Source organism: Paraburkholderia sp. J7 (assembly GCF_905220155.1).
Lineage (GTDB): Bacteria > Pseudomonadota > Gammaproteobacteria > Burkholderiales > Burkholderiaceae > Paraburkholderia.
This window is the reverse complement of sequence record NZ_CAJMYZ010000002.1, coordinates 421,561-443,928: the sequence shown is the minus strand read 5'-3', so window position 1 is coordinate 443,928 and position 22,368 is coordinate 421,561. Positions and strand designations below refer to the sequence as shown.

17 protein-coding genes are annotated in these 22,368 nt (G+C 67.5%); 6 read left to right on the top strand and 11 right to left on the bottom strand.

All coding sequences use genetic code 11. The features are described 5' to 3' along the window. Window positions 1–2 precede the first annotated feature (2 nt). Entirely contained in the window at window positions 3–1,700 is a 1,698-nt protein-coding gene (locus U5A58_RS05060) for a DUF1302 domain-containing protein (protein ID WP_321938182.1), read from the bottom strand. A gap of 364 nt (window positions 1,701–2,064) precedes the next feature. Beyond that, window positions 2,065–3,483: an aldehyde dehydrogenase family protein gene (locus tag U5A58_RS05055; RefSeq protein ID WP_321960538.1), complete on the bottom strand. Its 1,419-nt coding sequence runs from the start codon at window positions 3,481–3,483 to the stop codon at window positions 2,065–2,067. A 247-nt stretch (window positions 3,484–3,730) separates the two neighbouring features. Between U5A58_RS05055 and U5A58_RS05050 the strand changes: the two genes are divergently transcribed. The 5 genes from U5A58_RS05050 to U5A58_RS05030 all read left to right on the top strand — a co-directional run bounded on the left by U5A58_RS05050 (window position 3,731) and on the right by U5A58_RS05030 (window position 10,965). Continuing rightward, entirely contained in the window at window positions 3,731–5,851 is a 2,121-nt protein-coding gene (locus tag U5A58_RS05050) for an acetate--CoA ligase family protein (protein WP_321960537.1), read from the top strand. After that, window positions 5,848–8,202, top strand: coding sequence for an enoyl-CoA hydratase-related protein (locus U5A58_RS05045; RefSeq protein ID WP_321960536.1), 2,355 nt, complete (start codon window positions 5,848–5,850; stop codon window positions 8,200–8,202). Before U5A58_RS05050 ends, U5A58_RS05045 begins: the two co-directional genes overlap by 4 nt. Before the next feature lie 32 nt (window positions 8,203–8,234). Continuing rightward, on the top strand, window positions 8,235–9,464 hold the full coding sequence (locus U5A58_RS05040) for an acyl-CoA dehydrogenase family protein (protein ID WP_321960535.1): 1,230 nt from the start codon (window positions 8,235–8,237) through the stop codon (window positions 9,462–9,464). Window positions 9,465–9,549: 85 nt separating this feature from the next. Then, on the top strand, window positions 9,550–10,572 hold the full coding sequence (locus U5A58_RS05035; RefSeq protein WP_321960534.1) for an NADP-dependent oxidoreductase: 1,023 nt from the start codon (window positions 9,550–9,552) through the stop codon (window positions 10,570–10,572). Between the two features lie 18 nt (window positions 10,573–10,590). Continuing rightward, window positions 10,591–10,965 (top strand): EthD domain-containing protein, encoded by a 375-nt coding sequence (locus tag U5A58_RS05030; protein WP_321938194.1) that lies wholly within the window; start codon window positions 10,591–10,593, stop codon window positions 10,963–10,965. Window positions 10,966–11,026: 61 nt separating this feature from the next. On the opposite strand, the gene U5A58_RS05025 is transcribed toward U5A58_RS05030, so the two are convergent. The 9 genes from U5A58_RS05025 to U5A58_RS04985 form a co-directional block, all read right to left on the bottom strand. After that, the gene (locus tag U5A58_RS05025) at window positions 11,027–12,178 is read right to left on the bottom strand and encodes an acyl-CoA dehydrogenase (RefSeq protein WP_321960533.1); all 1,152 of its coding nucleotides are present in this window, start codon (window positions 12,176–12,178) and stop codon (window positions 11,027–11,029) included. Window positions 12,179–12,203: 25 nt separating this feature from the next. Then, window positions 12,204–12,872, bottom strand: coding sequence for a histidine phosphatase family protein (locus U5A58_RS05020; RefSeq protein ID WP_321960532.1), 669 nt, complete (start codon window positions 12,870–12,872; stop codon window positions 12,204–12,206). Between the two features lie 24 nt (window positions 12,873–12,896). Beyond that, entirely contained in the window at window positions 12,897–13,661 is a 765-nt protein-coding gene (locus U5A58_RS05015) for an SDR family NAD(P)-dependent oxidoreductase (protein WP_321960531.1), read from the bottom strand. Then, window positions 13,654–14,856, bottom strand: coding sequence for an acyl-CoA dehydrogenase family protein (locus tag U5A58_RS05010; RefSeq protein WP_321960530.1), 1,203 nt, complete (start codon window positions 14,854–14,856; stop codon window positions 13,654–13,656). Before U5A58_RS05010 ends, U5A58_RS05015 begins: the two co-directional genes overlap by 8 nt. A gap of 14 nt (window positions 14,857–14,870) precedes the next feature. Beyond that, window positions 14,871–15,653 (bottom strand): SDR family NAD(P)-dependent oxidoreductase, encoded by a 783-nt coding sequence (locus U5A58_RS05005; RefSeq protein ID WP_321960529.1) that lies wholly within the window; start codon window positions 15,651–15,653, stop codon window positions 14,871–14,873. A 26-nt stretch (window positions 15,654–15,679) separates the two neighbouring features. Further along, on the bottom strand, window positions 15,680–16,852 hold the full coding sequence (locus tag U5A58_RS05000) for an acetyl-CoA C-acetyltransferase (protein WP_321960528.1): 1,173 nt from the start codon (window positions 16,850–16,852) through the stop codon (window positions 15,680–15,682). Window positions 16,853–16,917: 65 nt separating this feature from the next. Then, window positions 16,918–17,892: a nitronate monooxygenase family protein gene (locus U5A58_RS04995; protein ID WP_321960527.1), complete on the bottom strand. Its 975-nt coding sequence runs from the start codon at window positions 17,890–17,892 to the stop codon at window positions 16,918–16,920. 19 nt (window positions 17,893–17,911) lie between these two features. Beyond that, a complete protein-coding gene (locus U5A58_RS04990; RefSeq protein WP_321960628.1) occupies window positions 17,912–20,062 on the bottom strand; it encodes a 3-hydroxyacyl-CoA dehydrogenase NAD-binding domain-containing protein in 2,151 nt (716 codons plus the stop codon). A 33-nt stretch (window positions 20,063–20,095) separates the two neighbouring features. Continuing rightward, on the bottom strand, window positions 20,096–21,301 hold the full coding sequence (locus U5A58_RS04985; protein WP_321938211.1) for an acetyl-CoA C-acetyltransferase: 1,206 nt from the start codon (window positions 21,299–21,301) through the stop codon (window positions 20,096–20,098). A 376-nt stretch (window positions 21,302–21,677) separates the two neighbouring features. On the opposite strand from U5A58_RS04985, the gene U5A58_RS04980 reads away from it, so the two are divergent. After that, window positions 21,678–22,277 (top strand): short chain dehydrogenase, encoded by a 600-nt coding sequence (locus U5A58_RS04980; RefSeq protein ID WP_321917117.1) that lies wholly within the window; start codon window positions 21,678–21,680, stop codon window positions 22,275–22,277. Window positions 22,278–22,368: the final 91 nt, after the last annotated feature.

Here is a 22,368-nt window from a genome sequence, read left to right as displayed (position 1 = left end):
GTTTAGAACTGAGCCGACACGGTCAGGGAAATCCAACCCTTGTCGTTGTAAAAGTAAGGACCGTTGCCGCCGGCGTAGTACTGCGGGCCGCCGGGGGCGAAACTGGTCATCCCGCCACTGGTGTGGGCGTGATAGCCGTTGTATTGCAGCGTGACGTTGTACTTCTGCTGAATGAGCGCGTGAATGCCCGCTGTGTAGATCAGTTCTCCCTGGAATGTGCCGTTCGTGCTGGGCGTATTGCCCCATACGCCGTATTCGACGAAAAGCGGCATGTCCAGATCGACGCCCGGCCACACCTGCAGCCACTGCGGATCGAAGCTCACGGCAACGCCCACCGAGTTATTCGTCGAACAGCCACTCCACTTGTTGCCCGTCGTGCACTCGGCGGTGTTGCCAACGCCGTTGTAGAGCGCCGCATTGCGCGTGGTGGCAGTCTTCTGAGTGAAGGCGACTTCAGCCATGGCCGTGCCGGTTTGCCACAGCGGAGAGCGCGTGAGACCCGCGACCACGTTGGCGATGATGTTGATCGTGTCGCCGCGCGCGCCTTCCTGCCCGCTCAGATCCGAAGGCAGCGGCCCGAGCCCGCTGTTGAGCGCCGTATTCTGGCGGTACGAGATTTCGAGCCCCGTGCTGTAGTCGCCGATCTGCTTGTCGAGGCTGAAGCCGTACAGGTGCACGTTCGAGGCGTAGGCCAGGTGATAGTTGGTCGCGCCCGTCGTGGGATTGACGCCAAGGAGCACCCACGGGTTCGTTTCGGTGAGGTTGCGGTAGTAGAAGCCCATCGTGCCGCCGGAAAGCCAGTTCGGCGACCACGTGTACTTCAGGCCGAAATCGTTATGAAAGCCATTGTTCGGCATGACGTCGTTGCCGCGCGGAATGCTGCCTTCGAGCAGGTTCGGGCCGTTGAACACGAAACCGTTCGTGCCGAGATAAGTGCCGCCTTCCGGGAAGCGGCTCGGCATGTATTCGAAGAAGTACTGGGCCGCCACCGACATGGTCGGATTGAGCTGCGTTTCGAACAGGATCTGGGCGCGCGGAATGGCGAGCTGCTTGGCCTGGGTGCCAGGCGTGGCCGCGCCCTGGATGCCGTCCGACGCGTTTTGGCCGTAGTTGATGCCCTGCGAACCAAAGATGAGCGCGTTGCCCCAGTACTGCGTCAGACGCCCGACCTTGATCGAGCCCGGCTGACCGGCAAGGTTGAAATTCTTGAAGACGAAGGCGTCGAGCAGTTCGGCGCCCTGCATGTAATAGCGCCGCGTGTAGCTGCTGAACTGGTTGTTCGCATACGAATTGAGCGCCGTGTACGGGATGCCCGGTGCGGCCTCGCCGGGATTGTTCCTGACGCCGCCGCCATAGGCGAAGTCCTTCCACAGCGAAGCACTGATGCGGAATCCGAAATCATTGCGGAATACCGCATCGAACTCGGTCAGGTCCGAAACGCGATTGGTGACGATATCGCCCGCGTGCGCGAACTTGTATTCCGATTCGCTCAGCAGCGGGTTGTTGCCGATGCCCGGGTTGATGCCCTGCGCACGCATGCCGAGGTTGTAGGCAATCGTGTTGTCCCAGTGAATTTCCCAGTCGGGATTGGTATCGAACTGGAACGCGTTTGCCGCGCCCGCCCAGGAAAACAACGACAGCACCGCAATCGATACCGCGGTCGCTCGCCTGCCTGATGCAAACTCTCCACGAAACTGCATACCTGTCTCCTGATTATGCTGCCCCTCGTCTTGTGCGCAGGGCTGTCTTTTATCGGCGTCATTGACGCGGCGTCGGGATGATTCCCGCTTTCTCTTGATTCGAACTACGAAATGCTTTGGCGTGTGCGCTACGCAACCGCTGTGCGTCATCGCGCGAACCGAACGGCGACACTGCCCGAAATGCACAGGACGGGTATGACCGTTGTGGGAAAGTGTCGTTGAGTCGGCCGCGTCGCGCATCGTCGAAACTGACGATTTGATCGCCCGCGCGCGGCTCGCGGCGGCTCGCGGCGGCAAGACGCAAAAAGCCGCCTGCCCGGCTTGCGGGCAGGCGGCTCCTGCTTAGTCGGTCAGGCCGCGGGGCTCAAGCCGCCTTGGGAATGAAGATCGACTTGGGCTGGGTGTATTCGAGCAGACCCGCAAGGCCGTTTTCGACGCCGAAGCCCGACTGCTTATGGCCGGCGAGCGGGATCATCGGCGTTGACTGAAGATTCTGGTTGATCCAGACAGTGCCGGTATCGAGCCGCTTCGCCACCTCCACCGCGAGGTCCACGTTCTTGCTCCAGACCGCGCCTGCCAGGCCGTACTCAGTGTCGTTCGCGCGCGCGACCACCTCGTCCACGTCGCTGAAGCGCAGCAGCGGAAGCACCGGTCCGAACGCTTCCTCAACGACAACGCGCGCCGTATCGGGCGGGTTGTCCACGAGCGTGAGCGGAATGAAGTAGCCGCGATCCGGCACCGCGCCGCCTTCGAGCAGCGTGAGACCTTCGGCCTTCGCCTCGTCGATCATGGCTCGCACGCGCCGGTATTGCGGCGCGTTCTGCAGCGGGCCGAACACGCTCGCCGGGTCCGCGCCGTCGCCCACCTTGAGCTGCTTCGCGAGCGCGTGCAGGCGCTCGCGCATGGCGTCGTAGATCGAGTCGTGAATGAAGAGCCGCTTGGTCGCCACGCAAACCTGGGCCGTGTTGTGGAACGCGCCGAAGAAAATCTGCTCCGCGACCTGCGCCACGTCCACGTCGCCGAACACGATCGCGGCATCGTTGCCGCCCAGCTCGAGCGTGATGCGCTTGAGGTCCTGCGCGGCCGAGGCCATCACCCGTTTGCCCGTCGCGGTCGAGCCCGTGAACGAGATCTTCGCGAAGCCCGCGTGGCTCGTCATCATCGGGCCGAGCGCGTCGCCGCCCGAGACCACGTTGAGCACGCCTGCCGGCAGCGCCTCGCGCAGCAGTTCGCCGAGGCGCAGCGTGCACAGCGGCGTGAACGGCGAAGGCTTGAGCACCATCGTATTGCCCGTGAGCAGCGCGGGCGCGATCTTCCACGCCGCCAGCAACACCGGGAAATTCCACGGCACGATCGCGCAGACCACGCCGAGCGGCTCGTGATGCACCTCGACGCGGCGTGCGGGTGTGTCCTCGACGATCTCCACCGGCACGGTCATCTTCGCGGTCAGCCTGAACCAGAACGAGGCGCCGAGAATCTCCTGCTTCGCACCTTCGAACGGACGGCCCTGCTCCTTCGTGAACAGTTCCGCCAGCTCGTCGGCATGGGCTTCGAGCAGTTCCGCCGCGCGGCGCAGCGCTTGTGCGCGCTCAGCGTGCGGCGTCGCGCGCCAGCCCGGCAGCGCGCGCTGCGCCGCCTCGACCGCGCGATCGAGGTCCTCTGCCGTGGCGTCGGGCACCGACGCGAAAACCTGCTCCGTGGCCGGATTGATCACATCAATCTTGCGCGGCGAACTGACCGGCACGCCGCCGATCGTCATCGTGTAGTCCACGCCGAAACTCATTGTTGTCTCCTCGCCTGTTGGCGTGTGCGGGATTGCACAGCGTTTTAATTATCTAATATCATTAGGCTAAAGTCACGAACCAGAAGACGCGGTTTTACCCGCATCTCTCCGGCATCGCACCGGGACGTGACGCGGTTGTTTACGCCGCGGGCCGCGCGGGGCGATCGACGTCCCTCACGGCCCGACCGGACCGCCAGACTGGGCTAAACATACGCACTAAGCCCGCCAAATCAAAGGAGACACGTCTTTGTCCGCCGCTCCCGAAAGCCCCGCCCAACGCCAGGCGATCGATCGCCTGTTCAATCCCCGCTCCATCGCACTCGTGGGCGCAACCGAACGCTCGATCTGGTCAGTCGCCGCAAACGATAATCTACGACGATTTGATTTCAAGGGGCCGGTTCACTACGTCAACCCCAAGGGCGGCACGATCTTCGGCGCGCCGGCTGCCACGAGCTGCGCGGCCGTCGGCGAGCCCATCGACGCCGCGCTGCTGATGGTGCCCGAGGCGAAGATGATCGAAGTGTTCGCCGATCTCCAGGCCGCGGGCGTGGGCGGCGCCGTGATTCTCTCGGCCGGTTTCGCCGAACTCGGCGAGGCAGGCGCCGAGCGCCAGCGCGACGTGGCCGCGGCCGCGAGGTCCGCGGGCATCCGCATTCTTGGGCCGAACTGCCTTGGCTTCGCGAACTTCGCCGCAGGCGCGCCGATCTGGACCACGCCGCTGCGCCGGCCCATGCCAGACGCGCGCGTGGCGATCGTGTCGCAAAGCGGCGCCATTGCGAGCCAGCTCGAGCAGTTCGCCTACCAGCAGCGCGTGGGCGTCACGCACATGATCTCGACCGGCAACGAGGCCGATATCACGATTGCCGACGCCATCGACTATCTCGCGCGGCAGCCCGAGCCGCGCGCCATCGCGCTCTTTCTTGAATCGGTGCGCGATCCAGCGCGCTTTGCCGCCGCCGTGCGGGCGGCAACGGCCGCCGGCAAGCCGGTCGTGCTGCTCAAGGTTGGCACCAGTGAGGCGACCGCGCGCGCGGCCCAGGCCCATACCGGCTCGCTCGTCGGCGACGACCGCGTGTTCGACGCCCTGTGCCGCAAGCTGGGCCTTTCGCGCGTGCATTCGCTCGAAGAGCTGATCGTCACCGCCGACCTGTTCGCGCGGCTCGGCCCCGTCGAAGCGGAGGGTCTCGCGCTCACGGCGATGTCAGGCGGCATGTGCGAGATCATGACCGACCAGGCGGACGCCGAAGGCATCGAGATCGCGCCGCTCGCGGGGGCGACGCTCGCACGTTTGCGCGAAGCGCTGCCGCCCTTTGCGACACCGGCCAATCCGCTCGACATCACGGGCGCCGCGATGCTGCAGCCCGACCTGATTCCAACGGCGCTCGCCGCGCTCGCCAGCGACACCTCGGTGGGCGCACTCGGCTTCGTGTTCGACGCCCCGCTCAAGGACGACGCACGCGGCTTCGCGCGCAATTTCATCCGCCATATCGGCGAAGGTTTCAAAGCGGCGGGCAAGCCCTGCCTGATGATGAGCCACACGTTCAGCGCCGTGAACGGCGAGGCGCGCGATATGACCGACGCGGCCGGCGTGGTCTATTCGGGCGGCGGCGTGCGGCATTGCGTGAGCGCGCTCGGGCATCTGGCCGCGCATCATGCATGGCGGCGGCGCACGGCGGTTGCCGGCGCAAAAGCGGCGCCAGGTATCGCCGGGCGCCCCAACGGCGAGCGCGAAGTGCTCGACTACCTCGACTCGGCGGGCGTGCCCGTCATTCCCATGCGGCTCGCGCGCACGGCGGATGAAGCCGTGTCGATCGCCGCTGGGCTCGACGCGAGCGTCGTGCTCAAGATCGCCTCGCCCGACATCGCGCACAAGACTGAGGTGGGCGGCGTGGCGCTCAACCTGCTGGGCGAAGCCGCCGTACGCGAAGCGTTCGACACCATGCTCGCCCGCGTGCGCGCTGCCGCGCCCGATGCACGCATCGAAGGGATCGTCGTCGCGCCGATGCGCCGGGGCGGCGTCGAGCTTTTCGTCGGCACGATGAACGATCCGCAATGGGGCCCGGCTGTCGCCGTGGGTCTCGGCGGCATCTGGGTCGAGGCGCTCAAGGACACGAGCCTGCGCCTCTTGCCGGTCAGCGAGCAGGATGTGCTCGACATGCTCGCCGAGCTGCGCGGCGCGAAGCTGCTCGACGGCTTTCGCGGCGCGCCGGGGGCCGACCGCGAGGCGCTCGCGCGCGCGATCGTCGCGATCGGCGAGGCCGCGCTCGCGCTCGGCCCCGATCTGGTTTCACTCGAAATCAACCCGCTGCTGGCAGAAGGCGCACGCGTCGAAGCGCTCGACGGCCTGACGGAATGGAGGAGCGCATGAACACGACCAGGACCACATCAGCGACCGCGCCTGAGAGCACACCTGTCATCGTCGGCGTCGGCGAATTCGTCGACCGGCCCGCGCAGCCCGCCGACGCGCGCGAACCGCTCGAGTCGATCGCCGAAGCCTTGCGCGCCGCAGACCGCGACGCAGGCGGCGGCTGGCTCGACAAGCTCGACTCGCTGCACCTCATCGCCTTCATCACCTGGCGCTACGATGACCCCGCGCGCGCGCTCTGCGAACGCCTCGGGATCGACACCGCTTGCGGCATCAACGGCCCGATGGGCGGGGAAACGCCGATCCGCGCCATTCATGACGCCGCGTTGCGCGTCGCGCGCGGCGAGATTCGCGCGGCGGCGGTGGCCGGCGGCGAAGCGATGAATGCGCGTGCCCGCGCGCGCAAGGACAAGGCAGCGCTGCCCTGGACGCCGCTCGCGCCGCGCGAAACGGCCGTCGCGTTCCCGACCGGCGACTTCGCGCTCAGCCCGATTGCGAAGCGCCTTGGCGTGACGGACCCCGCGCAGGTTTATCCGCTCTACGAAATGGCGACGCAGGCCGCATGGGGCCAAACACCCGCGCAGGCGCAGGCCGAGTCGGCGAAACTGTGGGCGCGCTACGCAGCCGTCGCCGCCGACAATCCCTCGGCATGGCTGCGCAAGGCGCCTGACGCCGCAACGATCGCGACGGTCGATGACACGAACCGCATGATCAACTGGCCCTACCCGAAGCTGATGGTGGCCAACCCGCAGGTGAACCAGTCGGCCGCCGTGATCGTCACAAGCCTCGCGCAAGCCCGCAAGGCCGGTGTGCCGGAAGACCGCATCGTCTATATCTGGGGCGGCGCGGCCGCGAACGAACCGGCCGACTACTTGCAGCGCGACGCCTACGATCACAGCACCGCGCAGGCCGCCGTGCTGCGCGGCGCGGTCGAACTCGTGGGCGGCGACGCGCACCGCTTCGGCCCGATCGAGCTGTATAGCTGCTTTCCCGTGGTGCCGAAAATGGCGCTGCGCACGCTCGGACTCGACGCCGCGGCGCACGCGCCGAGCGTGGCGGGCGGCCTCACGTTCTTCGGCGGCCCGCTGAACAACTACATGAGCCACGCAGTGTGCGCGATGGTGCGTGCGCTGCGCGCCGCGCCCGAGCAGCCCGGCCTGCTCTACGGCCAGGGCGGCTATGTCAACAAGCATCACGCGCTCGTTGTGAGCGCGCGGCCCGCCCCCCAGCCTCTCGCGCCGTCGTATTCGGTGCAGGCGCAGGCCGAGGCCGCGCGCGCGGTTGTGCCTGCGTTGATCGACGGTTATGAAGGCCCCGCGCGCATCGAAACCTACACGGTGCTGTACGGCCGCGACGGGCGTCCGCTGCACGGTATCGTCGTGCTGCGCACGCCGCGCGACGAACGCCTGATGGCAAAAGTCGCTGCCGATGACGAACTCTCCCTAGCGCTGCTGCTCTCGATAGAGCGCAGCGCCGTGGGCGAGCCGGGCCACGTGCGCACCGACACCTTCGGCCACCCCGTCTGGGAAGCAGGCGAAACCGCGCGCGAGCGTTCGGCGCGACCGCTGCGCTACTGCACGGTCGAACGTGAAGGCCACGTCACGATCGTGACGATCAACCGTCCCGATTCGATGAACGCGTTGACGCCGGCCGCGAACGCCGAACTGGCCGAAGTCTTCGACGACTTCGCGCGCGACCCGCAGCAATGGGTGGCGATTCTCACTGGCGCGGGCGAGCGCGCGTTCTGCTCCGGCAACGACCTCAAGTTCACGGCCCAGGCCATGGCGCGCGGCGAGAGTATCGAGCCGCCACTCACGGGCTTCGCGGGCCTCACCTCGCGCTTCGATCTGAACAAGCCCGTGATCGCGGCCGTCAACGGCGTGGCGATGGGTGGCGGCTTCGAGATCGCGCTCGCCTGCGATCTGATCATCGCGGCGGAGAACGCCACGTTCGCGCTGCCGGAGCCGAAGGTCGGCCTCGCCGCGCTCGCGGGGGGACTGTTGCGGCTGCCGCGCCAGATCGGCCTGAAGCAGGCCATGGGGTTGATCCTCACAGGCCGCCGCGTCACCGCCGCGGAAGGTCTCGCGCTCGGCTTCGTGAACGAGACCACGGCGCCTGGCGCCGCGCTCGAAGCCGCGAAGCGCTGGGCCGCCGAAATCATCGCGTGCAGCCCGATGTCGGTGCGCGCCTCGATGGAGGTGGTGCGCCACGGCCTGGCGAGCGCGTCGATTGAAGAGGCGTCGCGCCAGCAAAACCGTCTGCCTGCCGTGCGCGCGCTCTTCAAGTCCGACGACGTGCGCGAAGGGCCGCTCGCCTTCGCGCAAAAGCGTGCGCCGCAATGGCGTTCACAATGAGCGGCGCGTGCGCCGCCCCCAAGGAGACACGCATGGACCTGCAATGGAGTGACGCCGACCTCGCCTTTCGCGACGAGGTGCGCGCGTTCCTGAAAGAGCATCTGACCGCAGATCTGCGCGAAGCGGGACGCCTCATGACGAGCGTGTACGCCGACCACGAGGCGTCGATGAAATGGCAGCGCATTCTCGCGGCGAAGGGCTGGGCCGCGCCGGCGTGGCCGGTCGAATACGGCGGCTGCGGCTGGAGCGCGGCGCAGCGCTATATCTTTTCGCGCGAGCGTATCGCGGCAGGCGCGCCGCCGCTCTCGCCCATGGGTATCCAGATGTGCGCGCCCGCGCTGATCGAGTTCGGCACACCGGACCAAAAGGACTTTTTCCTGCCGCGCATGCTGAGCGGCGAGCACTTCTGGTGCCAGGGCTACTCGGAGCCGCAGTCGGGCTCGGACCTCGCCTCGCTGCAGATGAGCGCCGTGGAGGACGGCGGCGACCTCGTCTGCAACGGCTCGAAAATCTGGGCCACGCACGCGAACGTCGCGAACTGGATCTTCTGCCTCGTGCGCACCTCGCGCGAGAGCAAGCCGCAGCGCGGCATTACCTTCCTGCTGATCGACATGGCAACGCCCGGCGTGAGCGTACAACCCATCGTGATGTCCTCGGGCGAGCACATTCAGAACCAGGTCTTCTTCGACAACGTGCGCGTGCCGAAGGGCAACGTCATCGGCCAGATTGGCGACGGCTGGACCGTGGCAAAGTACCTGCTCGAATTCGAGCGCGGCGGCGTGGCCTATACGCCCGAGTTCCATCTGATGCTCGAGCGTCTGCGCGCGTTCGCGCAGACCGCGCCCGGCGAGGGCACGGCGCGCCTGATCGATTGCCCCGAATTCGCGGCGAAGCTCGCGGCGGCGAGCGTGCGCGTGGAAACGCTCGAGGTCTATGAGCTGCGCACGATGTCGGCGATCTCGGCGGGCGGATCGCCGGGGGCGAGCGCTTCGGTCATGAAGATACTCGGTACCGAGCTGCATCAGCACATCACGGAGCTGTGGCTCGAAGCGGCGGGGCCTTATGGCCGCGCGTACCAGCCGCAGGCCGTGCGCCCAGGCGGTCCGGTCACGCTGCCGCACGCGAGCGGCGCGCCTGCGGGGCCGCTCGCGGCCGTCGCGGCGCCGCTGCGCTATCTGAACGATCGCGCGGGGTCGATCTACGCGGGCTCCAACGAGATTCAACGCAACATCCTCGCCAAGGTGGCCCTGGATCTGCACTGACGATTTCCGGCGGGCGAAGCCTGCCCGCCCTCCATCCTGCTTCGCCGCGTGCTCGCAGAGCACATCTCTTTCCGGAAAACCCGCCATGACAGGCCAAACCAACCAGCAATGGGTCCTGCGCCGCCGCCCCGAGTCGAGCGTGCAGGCTGACGATCTCGAACTCGTTGAAGCGCCGTTGCCGGCACTGCGCGACGACGAAATCCTCGTGCGCAATCTGTATCTCTCGATCGACCCGACCAACCGTCTCTGGATGAGCGAGCGCGATCAATATTTGCCGCCCGTGGGCCTCGGCCAGGCGATGCGCGGCACCGTGATCGGCGTGGTCGAATCGAGCCGCTCAACGCGCTTTTCACCAGGCGATCTCGTCATGCCGCCACTCGGCGCGTGGCAGCGCTATTCGGTCGAGCGCGCCGCATCGTGCCGCGTGCTCAGGCCCGCGCCGGGCCTGCCATTGAGCGCGTATCTCTCCGTGCTCGGGCTCACCGGCCTCACCGCCTACGCGGGCATGCTCGACATCGGCCAGCCCCAGCCTGGCGAGACCGTCGTGGTCTCCGCGGCGGCCGGCGCCGTCGGCTCTGTTGCCGGACAGATCGCGAAGATCAAGGGCTGCCGCGTGATCGGGATTGCGGGCGGTCCCGCGAAATGCGCGTGGCTCGTCGATCGGCTCGGCTTTGACGGCGCCATCGACTACAAGCGCGAGGACGTGCCCGCCGCGCTCGCCCGGCTCTGCCCGGACGGCGTGGACGTGAGCTTCGAGAACGTGGGCGGCCCGATCATGAACGCCGTGTTCGAGCGCCTGAACCGCGGCGGCCGCATGGCCGTTTGCGGCCTCATCTCGGGCTACAACGATGAAGGGCCGCTCGCGGGGCCCACCGACTTCGGGCGCGTGCTGATGAATCGCCTTACGATCCGCGGGTTCGTCGTCATCGATCACCTCGCGCGCGCGAAGGACGCCACGGCGGATCTTTCGCGCTGGATCGGCGAAGGCCGCATGCAGTGGAAGGACCACATCGTCGAAGGACTTGAGGCCGCACCCGATGCGCTTCAGCGCCTGTTCACCGGCAATCACGACGGCAAGCTGATCGTGCGCATCAGCGCGCTCGATTAACCCCTCCCTGAGGACACGATGATCAAACTGACCTTCTGTCTGCGCCGCCTTCCGCAACTCACACCGAAGGCGTTTCGCGACTACTGGTACGACGTCCACGGTCCGCTCGTGCGCGAGGTCGCCGAGGCGATGCGTATGCGCCGCTACGTGCAGTCGCATGCACTGGTCGATGCGCGCTTCGTTGGCATTGCGGCGACGCGCGGCATCGAGGCCACGCCCTACGACGGCATCGCCGAACTCTGGTGGGACGATGTGGAGTCGATGCTCGCCGTGGGAGAAACGAGCGAAGGGCGGGCGGCCAGCCGCCGTCTCGTCGCCGACGAGCGCAATTTCATCGACGTGGTGAATTCTCCGCTCTTCTTTGTGAATGAGCGTGAGGTGATCGCGCGCTAAAGGCAACGCGCCGCTTCGCGTGGTTCCGCGAAACGGCGTTTTGTTGTGCGAATGAATGTGCTCAGGCGAGCGCGGCTGCCGCCGTCAGGCGCGCATGACGCGCGAGATGATGATCGGCGCCGCCGAACTCGTTTTCGAGCACGGTGGCGCGCTTGAAGTAATGGCCGAGCGCAAGCTCGTCGGTCATCCCCATCGCGCCGTGCAGTTGCACGGCGTTCTGCCCGACGAAGCGGCACGCCTTCGCCATCGTCACCTTCGCGGCGGAGGTCGCGCGCTGGCGCTCGGCCACGGGCTTGTCGAGCGAGAGCGCCGCGAGGTACATCGCCGAATTGGCGAGTTCCACTTGCAGATACATGTCGACCATGCGGTGCTGCAACGCCTGGAAGCTCGCGATCGGCTGGCCGAACTGCTTGCGCTGGCGCGTGTAGTCGAGCGTGTCGCCATGCAGTTTCTTGAGCACACCCACGGCCTCGGCGCAGACCGCCGCGATGGCCGCGTCGCGCACCGCTTCGAGCACGGCGAGCGCGGCGCCCTCCTCGCCCAGCAGCGCATCGACGGGGAGATCGACGCCCTCGAACACGAGATCCGACGCCCAGCGCCCGTCGATGGTCGCGTAGTCGTGCGTCGCAACGCCCGAGGCGTTCTTGTCCACGAGGAACAGCGAGAGGCCGGCCGCGTCGCCGCGCCCGCCCGACGTGCGCGCCGCGATGAGCAATTGTGTGGCCCACGGCGCGGCCATGACGACCTGCTTCGCGCCGTCGAGCCGCCAGCCGCCGTGCGCGTTGCGACGCGCGCGCGTATGGATGTGCGCAAGCGCTCGGCCTGCCCCGGCTTCATCCCAGCCGCAGGCGTAGACCGCCTCGCCCGCCGCGATGCGTTCGAGCGCCGCGTCGGCAGCAGGACCGCCCGAGCGCGCAAGCGCGCCCGCGGCCATCACGCAGGTTTCGAGGAACGGCTCGACGAACAGCACGGAGCCCAGTTCTTCCATCACGATCATCGTCTCGACCGCGCCGCCGCCGAAGCCGCCCACGCGCTCCGGCAACGCCACGCCGAGCACGCCGAGATCGCGCCCGAGCGTTTGCCAGACGTCGCGGCGCCAGCCCGCTTCGGAGAGGACCGCGCGGCGGCGCGCCTCGAACGTGTAGTGGTCCTGCAGAAAAGACTGCAATGCGTCGCGCAGCAGCGTCTGCTCTTGCGTAAAGTCGAAATTCATCGTGATCTTCCTGTGAATGGGATGGCTAGATCCGGCTGCTCCATGCGGTATCCGACGCTGTTGCAACATTGAAGCTGACAAGACCGCGCCGTGTGCCGCTGAAGGCCAGCGACGTGACCGAGGCATTGCCGATCGACTCGACGAAATCGATCATGCGCCCGGCGGGCAGGTGCAGCGCCGCGCACATCAGCACCGCGATCACACCCGCGGAGGTCACGGCCAGCACGCGCTGCCCGCGCGGTGATTGCGCCGCGAGTTGCGCAAACCATGCGACTGCGCGGCAGCTGAATTCGTCGAGCGTCGGCACGCCCGGCAAGGCCTCGCCTTCGAGCGCCCAGCGGCGAATCTCCGCGCCGTAAAGCCGCATTTGCGCGGCGCTGGTTTGTGGCCAATGGAGGCCGCCGCTCAGGCACCGCGCATGCGCCGCGTCGAGCAGCGTGTGGCCATGCGCGAATTCATCGAGCGCCGGCTCGATCTCCAGTTTCGGGGCCGCTTCGAACGCGGCGAGCGCGCCGCGTGCGGTTTGCGCATGACGCCGGCTCGGCCCGGCGACGATGCGATCGAACGCACCGACGCGCGCCGCGAGAAAGCGGCCCGCCTCGGCGGCCTGCAATTCGCCGAGCCAGGAGAGCTGATCGTAGTCCGCCTCGCCGAATGAGGCCTGGCCGTGACGGAGCAGATAAAGCGTGGACATGGCGTGGTGGGGCCGTCGCGCCGTTCAGAGGGAGCTGACCAGATGACCGCCGTCCACGGCGAGCACCGCGCCCGTGATCGAGCGGCCCGCGTCCGAGGCGAGCAGCAGCAGCGCACCGTCGAGATCCTCGGGGTCGGAGAAGCGGCCCTGCGGAATGCGCGCTTGCAGTCGCTTGCCCGCATCGCTGCCGAGAAAGTCGCGGTTCAGGTCGGTGCTCACGTACCCGGGCGCGAGCGCGTTCACGCGAATGCCGTGGCGCGCGAATTCGAGCGCGAGCGCCCTCGTCAGCTGAAGCACGCCCGCCTTCGAGATCGCGTACGGCGCGACGGCGCCCGCCACGCGCTCGCCGAGGATGGATGCGATGTTGACGATCGAGCCCGGCCGTTCGGCGGCGACCCAGCGCCGCGCGGCTTCGGTCGCGACGAGCCACGTGCCCTTGAGGTTGGTGTCGATGACGGCGTCCCAGTCGGCCTCGGTCTGTGTGAGCGCGCTCTTCGCGACCGTGACACCGGCGTTGTTGACGACCACGTCCACGCCGCCCGCGTCATACAACTTTGCAAAGCCCGCCGCGACCGAGGCGGCATCGGACACATCCATTTCGAGCGCCTGCGCCGTGCCGCCCGCCGCCCCGATGCGCTCGACGAGCGCTTGCAGCCGCTCCACGCGCCGCGCCGCCGCGACGACCTGCGCGCCCGCCTGCGCGAACATCGCGGCGAAGTGCTCACCAAGTCCGCTCGATGCGCCCGTGACCAGCACGCGTCGCCCGGTCAAATCGAAGCGGTCAGCCATGACGCGCGCCTCCCGTTTGTGCTTCTTCGCGCGCCGCCGCCTGCCGCGCGATGCGGTTGGCGATGCTCCAGCGATGCGTCTCGGAGGGACCGTCGTAGATGCGAAACGCGCGCATGTCGCTGAAGATGCGTGCGACGATGGCCTCGCCGGTCACGCCGCGCCCGCCCAGCACCTGCACGCAGCGGTCGACCACGCGCCAGAGCGCCTCCGAACACAGCACCTTCGCGACGCTCGACTCGTGCCGCCCCTTCTCGCCCTGGTCGAGCAGCCACGCGCAATGCCAGATCGCGAGACGCGCCGTATGGAGATCGATCTCGTTGTCAGCGAGCTGGAAGCCCACGCCTTCGTGTTCGATCAGCGTCTTGCCAAAGGCCTCGCGCCGGTTCGCGTAAGCCATGGCGACGTCATGCGCGCGCCGCGCGGCGCCGAGCCAGCGCATGCAGTGCGTGAGCCGTGCGGGTGCCAGACGCACCTGCGCGTAACGAAAGCCTTCGCCCACCTTGCCCAGCACGCTCGCAGCGGGTACGCGCAAGCCCTCGAAGCGCACCACGGCATGGCCGCCCGTGAAGCACGAATCGAGCGCGTCCATCAACCGTTCGACGCGAATGCCGGGCTGATCCATGTCGGCGAGAAACATCGTGGCCGCGCCGCTCTCGTCGCGCGCCATGATGATCGCGAACTGCGCGCCCTGCGCACCCGTGATGAACCATTTCACGCCGTCGATCACGAAGTCGTCGCCGTCCGCGCGAGCGGTCGTGCGCAGCATCGACGGGTCCGCACCCGCGCCAGGATCGGGCTCGGTCATGCAGAAGCACGAGCGCGCGCGGCCCTCCACGAGCGGCTTGAGCCAGCGTGCCTTTTGCTGCGGCGTCGCCACCGCTTCGAGCAGGTGGATATTGCCTTCGTCGGGCGCGTGGATGTTCAGCGCAATGGGACCGAGCGGCGAATAGCCCGCCTCCTCGAACACGATCGCCTTCGCGACATGCGACAGCCCAAGGCCGCCGAGTTCCGTGCTCGCGTGCGGCGTGAGCAGGCCCCATTCGCGCGCCTCGCCCACCAGTTCGTCGCGCAGCGCCTCGTGCGGGCCGTGCGCGTCCTGGCGCGGGTCCCGCTCGCGCGCAATGATGCGCTCGGCAATGAAGCGGCGAGTGCGCGCCTGCAGTTCGATGAGCGGCTCAGAAAGTGAGAAGTTCAAAACACTGCCTCCGGTCAGCGCGGCGCCATGCGGATCGCGCCATCGAGGCGGAGCGACGCGCCGTTGAGGTAGCCGTTCTCGACGATCGAGACCGCGAGCGCCGCGAACTCTTCGGTGCGGCCGAGCCGCTTTGGAAACGGCACCGATTCCGACAATGCGGCGAGTACGTGATCGGACGCGCCCTTGAGCAACGGCGTGTCGAAAATGCCGGGCATGATCGTGTTCACGCGAATGCCCTCGCCGGAGAGATCACGCGCGACGGGCAGCGTGAGCGCGACGACGCCGCCCTTCGACGCTGAATACGCGGCCTGACCGATCTGGCCGTCCTCGGCCGCCACCGAAGCCGTGTTGACGATCACGCCGCGCTCGCCGTCCTCGAGCGGCGGCAGCGTGAGCATGCCCGCCGCCGAGCGCGCGAGCACGCGAAACGTGCCGACCAGGTTGATCTGTACGATGCGCTCGAAGTCCGCGGTCGGGAAATGCCGGATTGCGCCGCTGTTGCGGTCGCGCGAAGCAGTCTTGATCGCGTTGCCAGTGCCCGCGCAGTTCACGCAGATGCGCTCCTGGCCATGTGCCGCACGCGCGGCCTCGAAGCCGCGCTCGACGCTTTCTTCCGAGGTCACGTCCACCTTGAAAAACGTGCCGCCGATTTCCTTCGCAAGCGCCTCGCCCGCCGCTTCGTTCAGGTCGAACAGCGCGACCTTCACGCCGCGCGCGGCAAGCGCGCGCGCTGTCGATGCGCCAAGCCCCGATGCGCCGCCCGTTATCACGGCGCTCAACGTATTGTTCAGTTTCACGTCTTGTCCCTTGTGCCGGGAGCGCCTCAAAGGCGCTCGATGATGGTGACGTTGGCGAGGCCTCCGCCTTCGCATACCGTTTGCAGTCCGTATCGTTTGTTTTCACGCCGCAGCGCATGCAGCAATGTCGTGATGAGCTTGGTGCCGGTCGCGCCGAGCGGGTGGCCAAGCGCGATCGCGCCGCCGCTCACGTTCAGCCGCGCGGGGTCCGCCTCGAGCGCCTTGAGCCAGGCGAGCGGCACGGGCGCGAACGCCTCGTTCACTTCGAAGAGATCGATGTCATTGATCGAGAGGCCGGTTTTTTGCAACGCACGCCGCGTGGCAGGAATGGGCGCTTCGAGCATGACGACGGGATCGTGGCCGATCACGCCAATGTGATGCACACGTGCAAGCGGCTCGACGCCGAGCGTCTTCAGCCCGCGCTCGTTGACGACGAGCACGCCCGAAGCACCATCGCAGATCTGGCTCGCGCTCGCCGCCGTCACGCGGCCGCCCTCACGCAACAGCTTCACGCCCGCAATACCTTCGAGCGTCGCCTCGAAACGGATGCCCTCATCGACCGTGTGCTGCTGCACCTCGCCTTCGGCGGTCGTGATCTGCACGGGCACGATCTCGGCTTCGAAGTAGCCCGCGCGCGTGGCAGCAGCAGCCTTGCGATGGCTCTCCAGCGCGAACGCGTCAAGTGTTTCCTTGGCAAGCCCGTACTTGTTCGCGATCATCTCGGCGCCGTCGAACTGGCTGAACACCACGCCCGGGTAGCGCTCGCGCATGCGCGGGCTCGTATAGTCGCCGTAGCCATGCTCGCGCGGCAGGGTTTGCGGCAGCGCGATCGGCACACGGCTCATGCTTTCCACGCCGCCCGCGACGACAACGTCCTGCGTGCCCGACAGCACAGCCTGCACCGCGAAATGCAGCGCCTGCTGAGACGAGCCGCACTGGCGGTCGATGGTGGTCGCGGGCACGCTCTCGGGCAAGCGCGAGGCCAGCACCGCGTTGCGCGCGACATTGGTGGACTGCTCGCCGATCTGGCTCACGCAGCCAAGCAGCACGTCGTCGATTGCCGCAGGATCGATGCCGCTGCGCGCGACAAGCGCGCCCAGCACTTCGCCCGCGAGATCGGCGGGATGCCATGCGGACAGACGCCCGCCGCGCCGGCCGCCGGCCGTGCGGGCCGCCGCCACGATATACGCTTCAGCCATGATGGTGTTCGCTCCTCGGTAACTCTGAATGTCGGCCCGGCCGCGGCGCGGCGCGAGCGCCAACGTTATGCGGCGAGGCGCTGCGCCGCCCCGGCAATGTGTTCGCGCGCCTCGGCAACCATGCGCTCGAGCAGTTGGGCGCAGCTCGGCACATCGTCGATCAGCCCGACGCACTGGCCCGCCGTGATCACGCCGCCGTCCACGTCACCCGCTTCGAGCGCCGCGCGTCCGCGCGTACCCGCAACGAGCGGACGGATCTCCTCGAAAGTCGTGCCGCCCGGGCGGCGCTCCATGCTCACGACCTCTTCCGAGATCGTGTTGCGCAGCACGCGCGCGGTGTTCTGCATCGAGCGGAAAATGAGCCGCGTGTCGCGCTCGCTCGCGCCGACCAGCGCGGCCTTGATCGCGTCGTGAATCGGTGCCTCGCGGGTCGCGCAAAAGCGCGTGCCCATGTTCACGCCCTCGGCGCCGAGCGCAAGCGCCGCCGCGAGGCCACGCCCGTCCGCAATGCCGCCCGAAGCGATCACGGGCACCTTCAGCTTGCGCACGGCGGCGGGAATCAGCACGAGCCCCGAAATGTCGTCTTCGCCGGGATGGCCCGCGCATTCGAAACCGTCGATCGACACTGCGTCGACGCCATTGCGCTCGGCCGACAACGCGTGCCGAACCGCGACGCACTTGTGGATCACCTTCACACCCGCAGCCCTCGCGCGCTCGATGAACGGACGCGGGTTGTTGCCGGCTGTCTCCAGTACGCGCACGCCCGCGTCGAGGATCACATCGAGATAGCGCTCGTACGGCGGTGGATTGATCGACGGCAAGATGGTCAGGTTCACGCCGAAGGGTCGGTCGGTCAGCGCACGGCAGCGTTCGATTTCCTCGGCGAGCGCCTCGGGCGTGGGCTGGGTGAGCGCCGTGACGATGCCGAGGCCCCCTGCGTTCGAGACGGCGGCCGCAAGCTCCGCACGGCCCACCCACATCATGCCGCCCTGAATGATCGGGTAGCGAATGCCCAGCAGTTCGGTGATACGCGTTTTCATGATGTCGTCGCCGGCGAGGTCAGGCTGCGGTCTGGACACGGTGGAACGTCTCGCTGCGCTCGGCTCGGGCGCGCAGCCAGTCCGAGGGCGCGTAGCGCGCTCCATGGCGCGCGGCAAAACGTTCGCAGTCCGCAACGAAAGCCTTAAGGCCATGCGTGTCGATATACGAGAGCACACCGCCCGTCCACGTCGGATAGCCGATGCCGAGCGTCGAGCCGAGGTCCGCGTCGGCGGCCGTCTCGATGACGCCCTCCTCCACGCAGCGCGCGGCTTCGAGCGCCTGGATCGTCAAAAAGCGCAGCCGCAGGTCGGCGAGCGTGGGTTGATCGGCGGCCGCGGGCCAGTGCTCGGCGAGGCCGGGCCACAGCCGCTTCTCGCCTTCGGCGGGATACTCGTAAAAACCGCCCGGGCGGCCCGGACGATCCAGTTCGCGCACCATCTTCCTGACGAGATCGATCGCCGCGCCGCGCTGGAAGCGCTCGTCGAGACCATCGGCGATCGCCTGCTCGTTGACCTTCAACTGCAACGGCAGCGAGACCTCGTCTGCCACGGCGAGCGGGCCGACTGGCATACCCGCCGCGCGCGCGGCGTTTTCGATCAGCGCGGGCGCGACGCCTTCCTTGAGCATCATGAAGCCCTCGTCGACATAGCTGCCGAACACACGGCTCGTGAAAAAGCCCGGGCTGTCGTTGACGACGATCGGCGTCTTGCGCAACTGCCTGACGAAGTCGAGCGCGCGCGCAAGCGTCTCGTCCGAGGTCTCGCGGCCGCGAATCACCTCGACGAGCGGCATACGGGGCACGGGCGAGAAGAAGTGCAGTCCGATGAACTGCGCAGCCCGTGGGAACCGCGCCGCCAGCCCCGTGATGGGAAGGGTTGACGTATTGCTGGCCAGCAGCGCGGTTCGGGGCATCGCCTCGGCAGCACGGGCGATGACATCGTTCTTGATGGCGCGGTCCTCGAAGACCGCTTCGATCACGAGATCGGCGTCGGCGAGCAGCGCGTAGTCCGCGCTCGCCCGAATGCGCGCGAGTGCGGACTCGGCCGCTGCGGGGGCAATGCGGCCTTTCGCGGCGTCCGAAGAGAGCGACGCTTCGAGCGCGGCGCGCGCCTGCCGGGCACTTTCCTGCGTCGCGTCGAGCAGCACCACGTCGATGCCGGCCTCGGCGGCAACGCGGGCGATGCCCCGACCCATCATGCCCGCGCCGATCACTGCAAGACGCTCCACGCGCGACGGCGCGATCTGCGCGGGGCGGCGCACCAGTTTCTCTGCGGCCGGCTTGTTGATGAACTGCGTGCGGATCAGGTTGCGCGCAACGGGCCCCGCGAGCAGCTTGCCGAAGTAGTTCGATTCGATGCGCAGACCCGCGTCGATACCGACTGCGAGTCCTTCCGCCACCGAAGAAAGGATCGCGAGCGGCGCGGGATAGTTTTCGTGGTTCGTCGCGTGCAGACGTGCGATGGCCGCCGTGTACGGGCCCGAGTTGTACGGCGCGCCCTTCGCGTCGCGCGGGGCCCAGCCGCGCTTGTCCCACGGCTGCTGCGCGTCGGGGTGGGCAAGCACCCAGGCGCGTGCGCGCTCGATGACCTGTGCGGCGGGCGCAAGCTCGTTCACGATGCCGAGCGCGAGCGCCTGTTTCGCGTCGACGGGCTTGCCTTCGAGCAGCAGTGGCAAGGCTTCGGCGATGCCAATGAGGCGCGGCAAACGTTGAGTGCCACCGCCGCCTGGCAACAGCCCCACCGTGACTTCGGGCAGCCCGACCACGGCGCCCACATCGTCGGCGAGGACACGGTAATGTGTGCCGAGCGCCAGCTCGAGACCACCGCCGAGCGCGAGGCCGCCTAGCGCAGTTGCGACCGGCTTGCCCATCGTCTCCATGCGCCGCAGGATCGCCTGCAGGCGGCGGCTTTCGTCGCGCGCTTGCACGACCGTGATGCCGCGGTCGAAGGCCGTCACGAGGTCCTTCAGGTCCGCGCCGGCGACGAAGCCGCGTGGCTTCGCCGAAAAGAGCACCGCGCCCTTGACAGCCGGATCGGCGGCGATGCGTTCAATCGCGTCGGCAAGTTCGTTCTGGAGCGCAGGAGTAAGGACGTTCAACGCCCGGCCCGGCACGTCGATGCCGAGCAGCGCGACGCCGTCGCGGTCCACTTCATAGGCAAGATTCTGCATGGATGTCATTTCAATCTCGTCGTGTGGGGTGGCTCAGAGCCGCTCGATGACCGTGGCGGTTGCCATGCCGGCGGCGGCACACAGCGTGATGAGCGCGCGCTTGCCGCCACGCCGCTCCAGCTCGTCGAGCGCGGTGCCGACCAGCATCGCGCCCGTCGCGCCAAGCGGATGACCGAGCGCGATAGAGCCGCCGTTCACGTTGATACGCTCGCGCTCTACACCGGTCTCGCGCATGAAGCGCAGCACGACGGAGGCGAACGCTTCGTTGACCTCGAAGAGATCGATGTCGTCGAAGCTCAGGCCGAGCCGATCGAGGAGGCGCGCACTGCACGGCGCGGGGCCGCTCAGCATGATGGTCGGCTCACTGCCGATGGACTGGAAGCCCACCACGCGGCCGCGCGGCGCAAGACCCGTTTGCCTGCCGAAATCGGCGCCGCCGATCAGCACCGCAGCGGCGCCGTCGACGATGCCCGACGAATTGCCGCCGGTATGGATGTGCTCGATCGTGTCGACATGCGGATAGCGTTGGCGGGCAATCGCGTCGAAGCCCTGCTTGCCCATTGCCGTGAAGGCCGGCTTCAGGCGCGCCAGATCGGCGAGCGTCGTGCCGGGTCGCATGTGCTCGTCGCGCTCGAGCACGATTTCGCCGGCCACGTCGCGCACGGACAGTACCGACTTCGCGAAGCGCGCCTCGTCCCATGCTTGCGCCGCGAGGCGCTGGCTTTCGACCGCGAAGGCGTCGACGTCCTCACGGCTATAGCCGTCGAGCGCCGCAATCAGATCGGCACCGATGCCTTGCGGTGCGTAATAGCACTTCCATCCCGTTTGCGGGTCGGCGTACCAGGGGCCGCCGTCGCCGCCGATCGGCGTGCGCGACATCGATTCGACGCCGCCCGCCACCACGCTGCGCGCCTGGCCACTGCTCACGAGCGAGGCACCCAGATTGACGGCTTCGAGCGCCGACGCACAGAAGCGGTTGATCTGCTGGCCCGGCACGCCTTGCGCATAGTCGGCGGCAATCGCGGCCACACGGCCGAGGTTCGCGCCCTGCTCGCCGATAGGCGCGACGCAGCCGAGAATCACGTCGTCGACGAGCCCGGTGTCGAATCCGTTGCGATCGCGCACGGCCGCGAGCGTCTGGGCGGCAAGCTGGACCGGCGTGATCTCGTGAAGGCTCCCGTCCGCGCGCCCTCTGCCGCGAGGCGTGCGCACGTGGTCGTAGATATAGGCGTCTTGCACTGGAACTCCCCTCTGATGATGTTCTGGCGCGCCGACAAACGGCACCGGGCATGCTCTGAAGATTAGCGGGAGTTGTGCGGTGCGGCGTCGTCGAATCCGACGATTCGAGGCGGGCGGCGAGGCTTGCTCGCCGGCTGCGTGCCACGGGTGCGGCCGGGATCCTCCTCGTCCTGCGAGCCTCGACTAGCGCCAGATCCTGCGCAAGAACTGGAACCTCAGGAGGTCACACTGCTCTCTTCATCGACATCACAAGTGCGGGTACTTGAATGTCGCCCCAAACGGCCGCCCCGGCCGGTAGTACGATATTCGTTCGTCTTGGCGCCACGTGCGATGCGTCACTCCGCGCTGGCCTGACGCTTCCGGATAAGGAGGACGTATGCGCATTCTGATAGTTGGCGCAACCGGACTGCTCGGCAGGGAAATCGTTCACCTGCTCTCGCCCGAGCACGAGGTCATTGGTGCTAGCCGCAACGGCCCGGACTTGTCGGTGGACCTCGCGAACAAGGCGTCCATTGAGTCAATGTACCGGCAACTCGGAACCGTTGATGCTGTGATTTGCACCGCAGGTGCCGCGAAATTTGCGCCGCTTGAATGGCTGACCGACGAAGACTTTGCGTTCAGTCTGACGAATAAGCTGATGGGACAGGTCAATCTCGTCCGGTGCTCGGCCGGTCACATTGCACAAGGCGGGTCCCTGACGCTAACCAGCGGCATTCTGTCCCAGCATCCGGTCACAGGGAGTGCCGTAGTGGGCATCGTGAATGCAGGGGTCGAGGCGTTCGTCCGGTCCGCGGCTCTCGAACTGCACGGCAAGTCGCGCGTGAACGTCGTCAGCCCAGGCTGGGTTTCAGAAACGCTTGCCGCGATGGGGCAAGCTTACTCGGCGGGTACTCCGGCCGCGGTGGTAGCTCAAGCGTACAAGCGAAGTCTGGTCGAGGACATCACGGGACAGGTCATTCCAGTCAAGAAGCCGTGAAAGCAGCGCCGCCATCGTTCAACGCGCCGCCGTATCAATGGCTTTCCACTTCAGTCTTTCTGTTTTAACTCGTAGCAACGCAGCGTTTCGT

Coding starts and splice junctions, on each gene's coding strand:
- U5A58_RS05030 (WP_321938194.1), top strand. CDS start 10,591: ATGATCAAACTGACCTTCTGTCTGCGCCGCCTTCCGCAACTCACACCG.
- U5A58_RS05060 (WP_321938182.1), bottom strand. CDS start 1,700: ATGCAGTTTCGTGGAGAGTTTGCATCAGGCAGGCGAGCGACCGCGGTA.
- U5A58_RS05020 (WP_321960532.1), bottom strand. CDS start 12,872: ATGTCCACGCTTTATCTGCTCCGTCACGGCCAGGCCTCATTCGGCGAG.
- U5A58_RS04990 (WP_321960628.1), bottom strand. CDS start 20,062: ATGCAGAATCTTGCCTATGAAGTGGACCGCGACGGCGTCGCGCTGCTC.
- U5A58_RS05040 (WP_321960535.1), top strand. CDS start 8,235: ATGGACCTGCAATGGAGTGACGCCGACCTCGCCTTTCGCGACGAGGTG.
- U5A58_RS05035 (WP_321960534.1), top strand. CDS start 9,550: ATGACAGGCCAAACCAACCAGCAATGGGTCCTGCGCCGCCGCCCCGAG.
- U5A58_RS05045 (WP_321960536.1), top strand. CDS start 5,848: ATGAACACGACCAGGACCACATCAGCGACCGCGCCTGAGAGCACACCT.
- U5A58_RS04995 (WP_321960527.1), bottom strand. CDS start 17,892: ATGAAAACGCGTATCACCGAACTGCTGGGCATTCGCTACCCGATCATT.
- U5A58_RS05000 (WP_321960528.1), bottom strand. CDS start 16,852: ATGGCTGAAGCGTATATCGTGGCGGCGGCCCGCACGGCCGGCGGCCGG.
- U5A58_RS05055 (WP_321960538.1), bottom strand. CDS start 3,483: ATGAGTTTCGGCGTGGACTACACGATGACGATCGGCGGCGTGCCGGTC.
- U5A58_RS05025 (WP_321960533.1), bottom strand. CDS start 12,178: ATGAATTTCGACTTTACGCAAGAGCAGACGCTGCTGCGCGACGCATTG.
- U5A58_RS05015 (WP_321960531.1), bottom strand. CDS start 13,661: ATGGCTGACCGCTTCGATTTGACCGGGCGACGCGTGCTGGTCACGGGC.
- U5A58_RS04980 (WP_321917117.1), top strand. CDS start 21,678: ATGCGCATTCTGATAGTTGGCGCAACCGGACTGCTCGGCAGGGAAATC.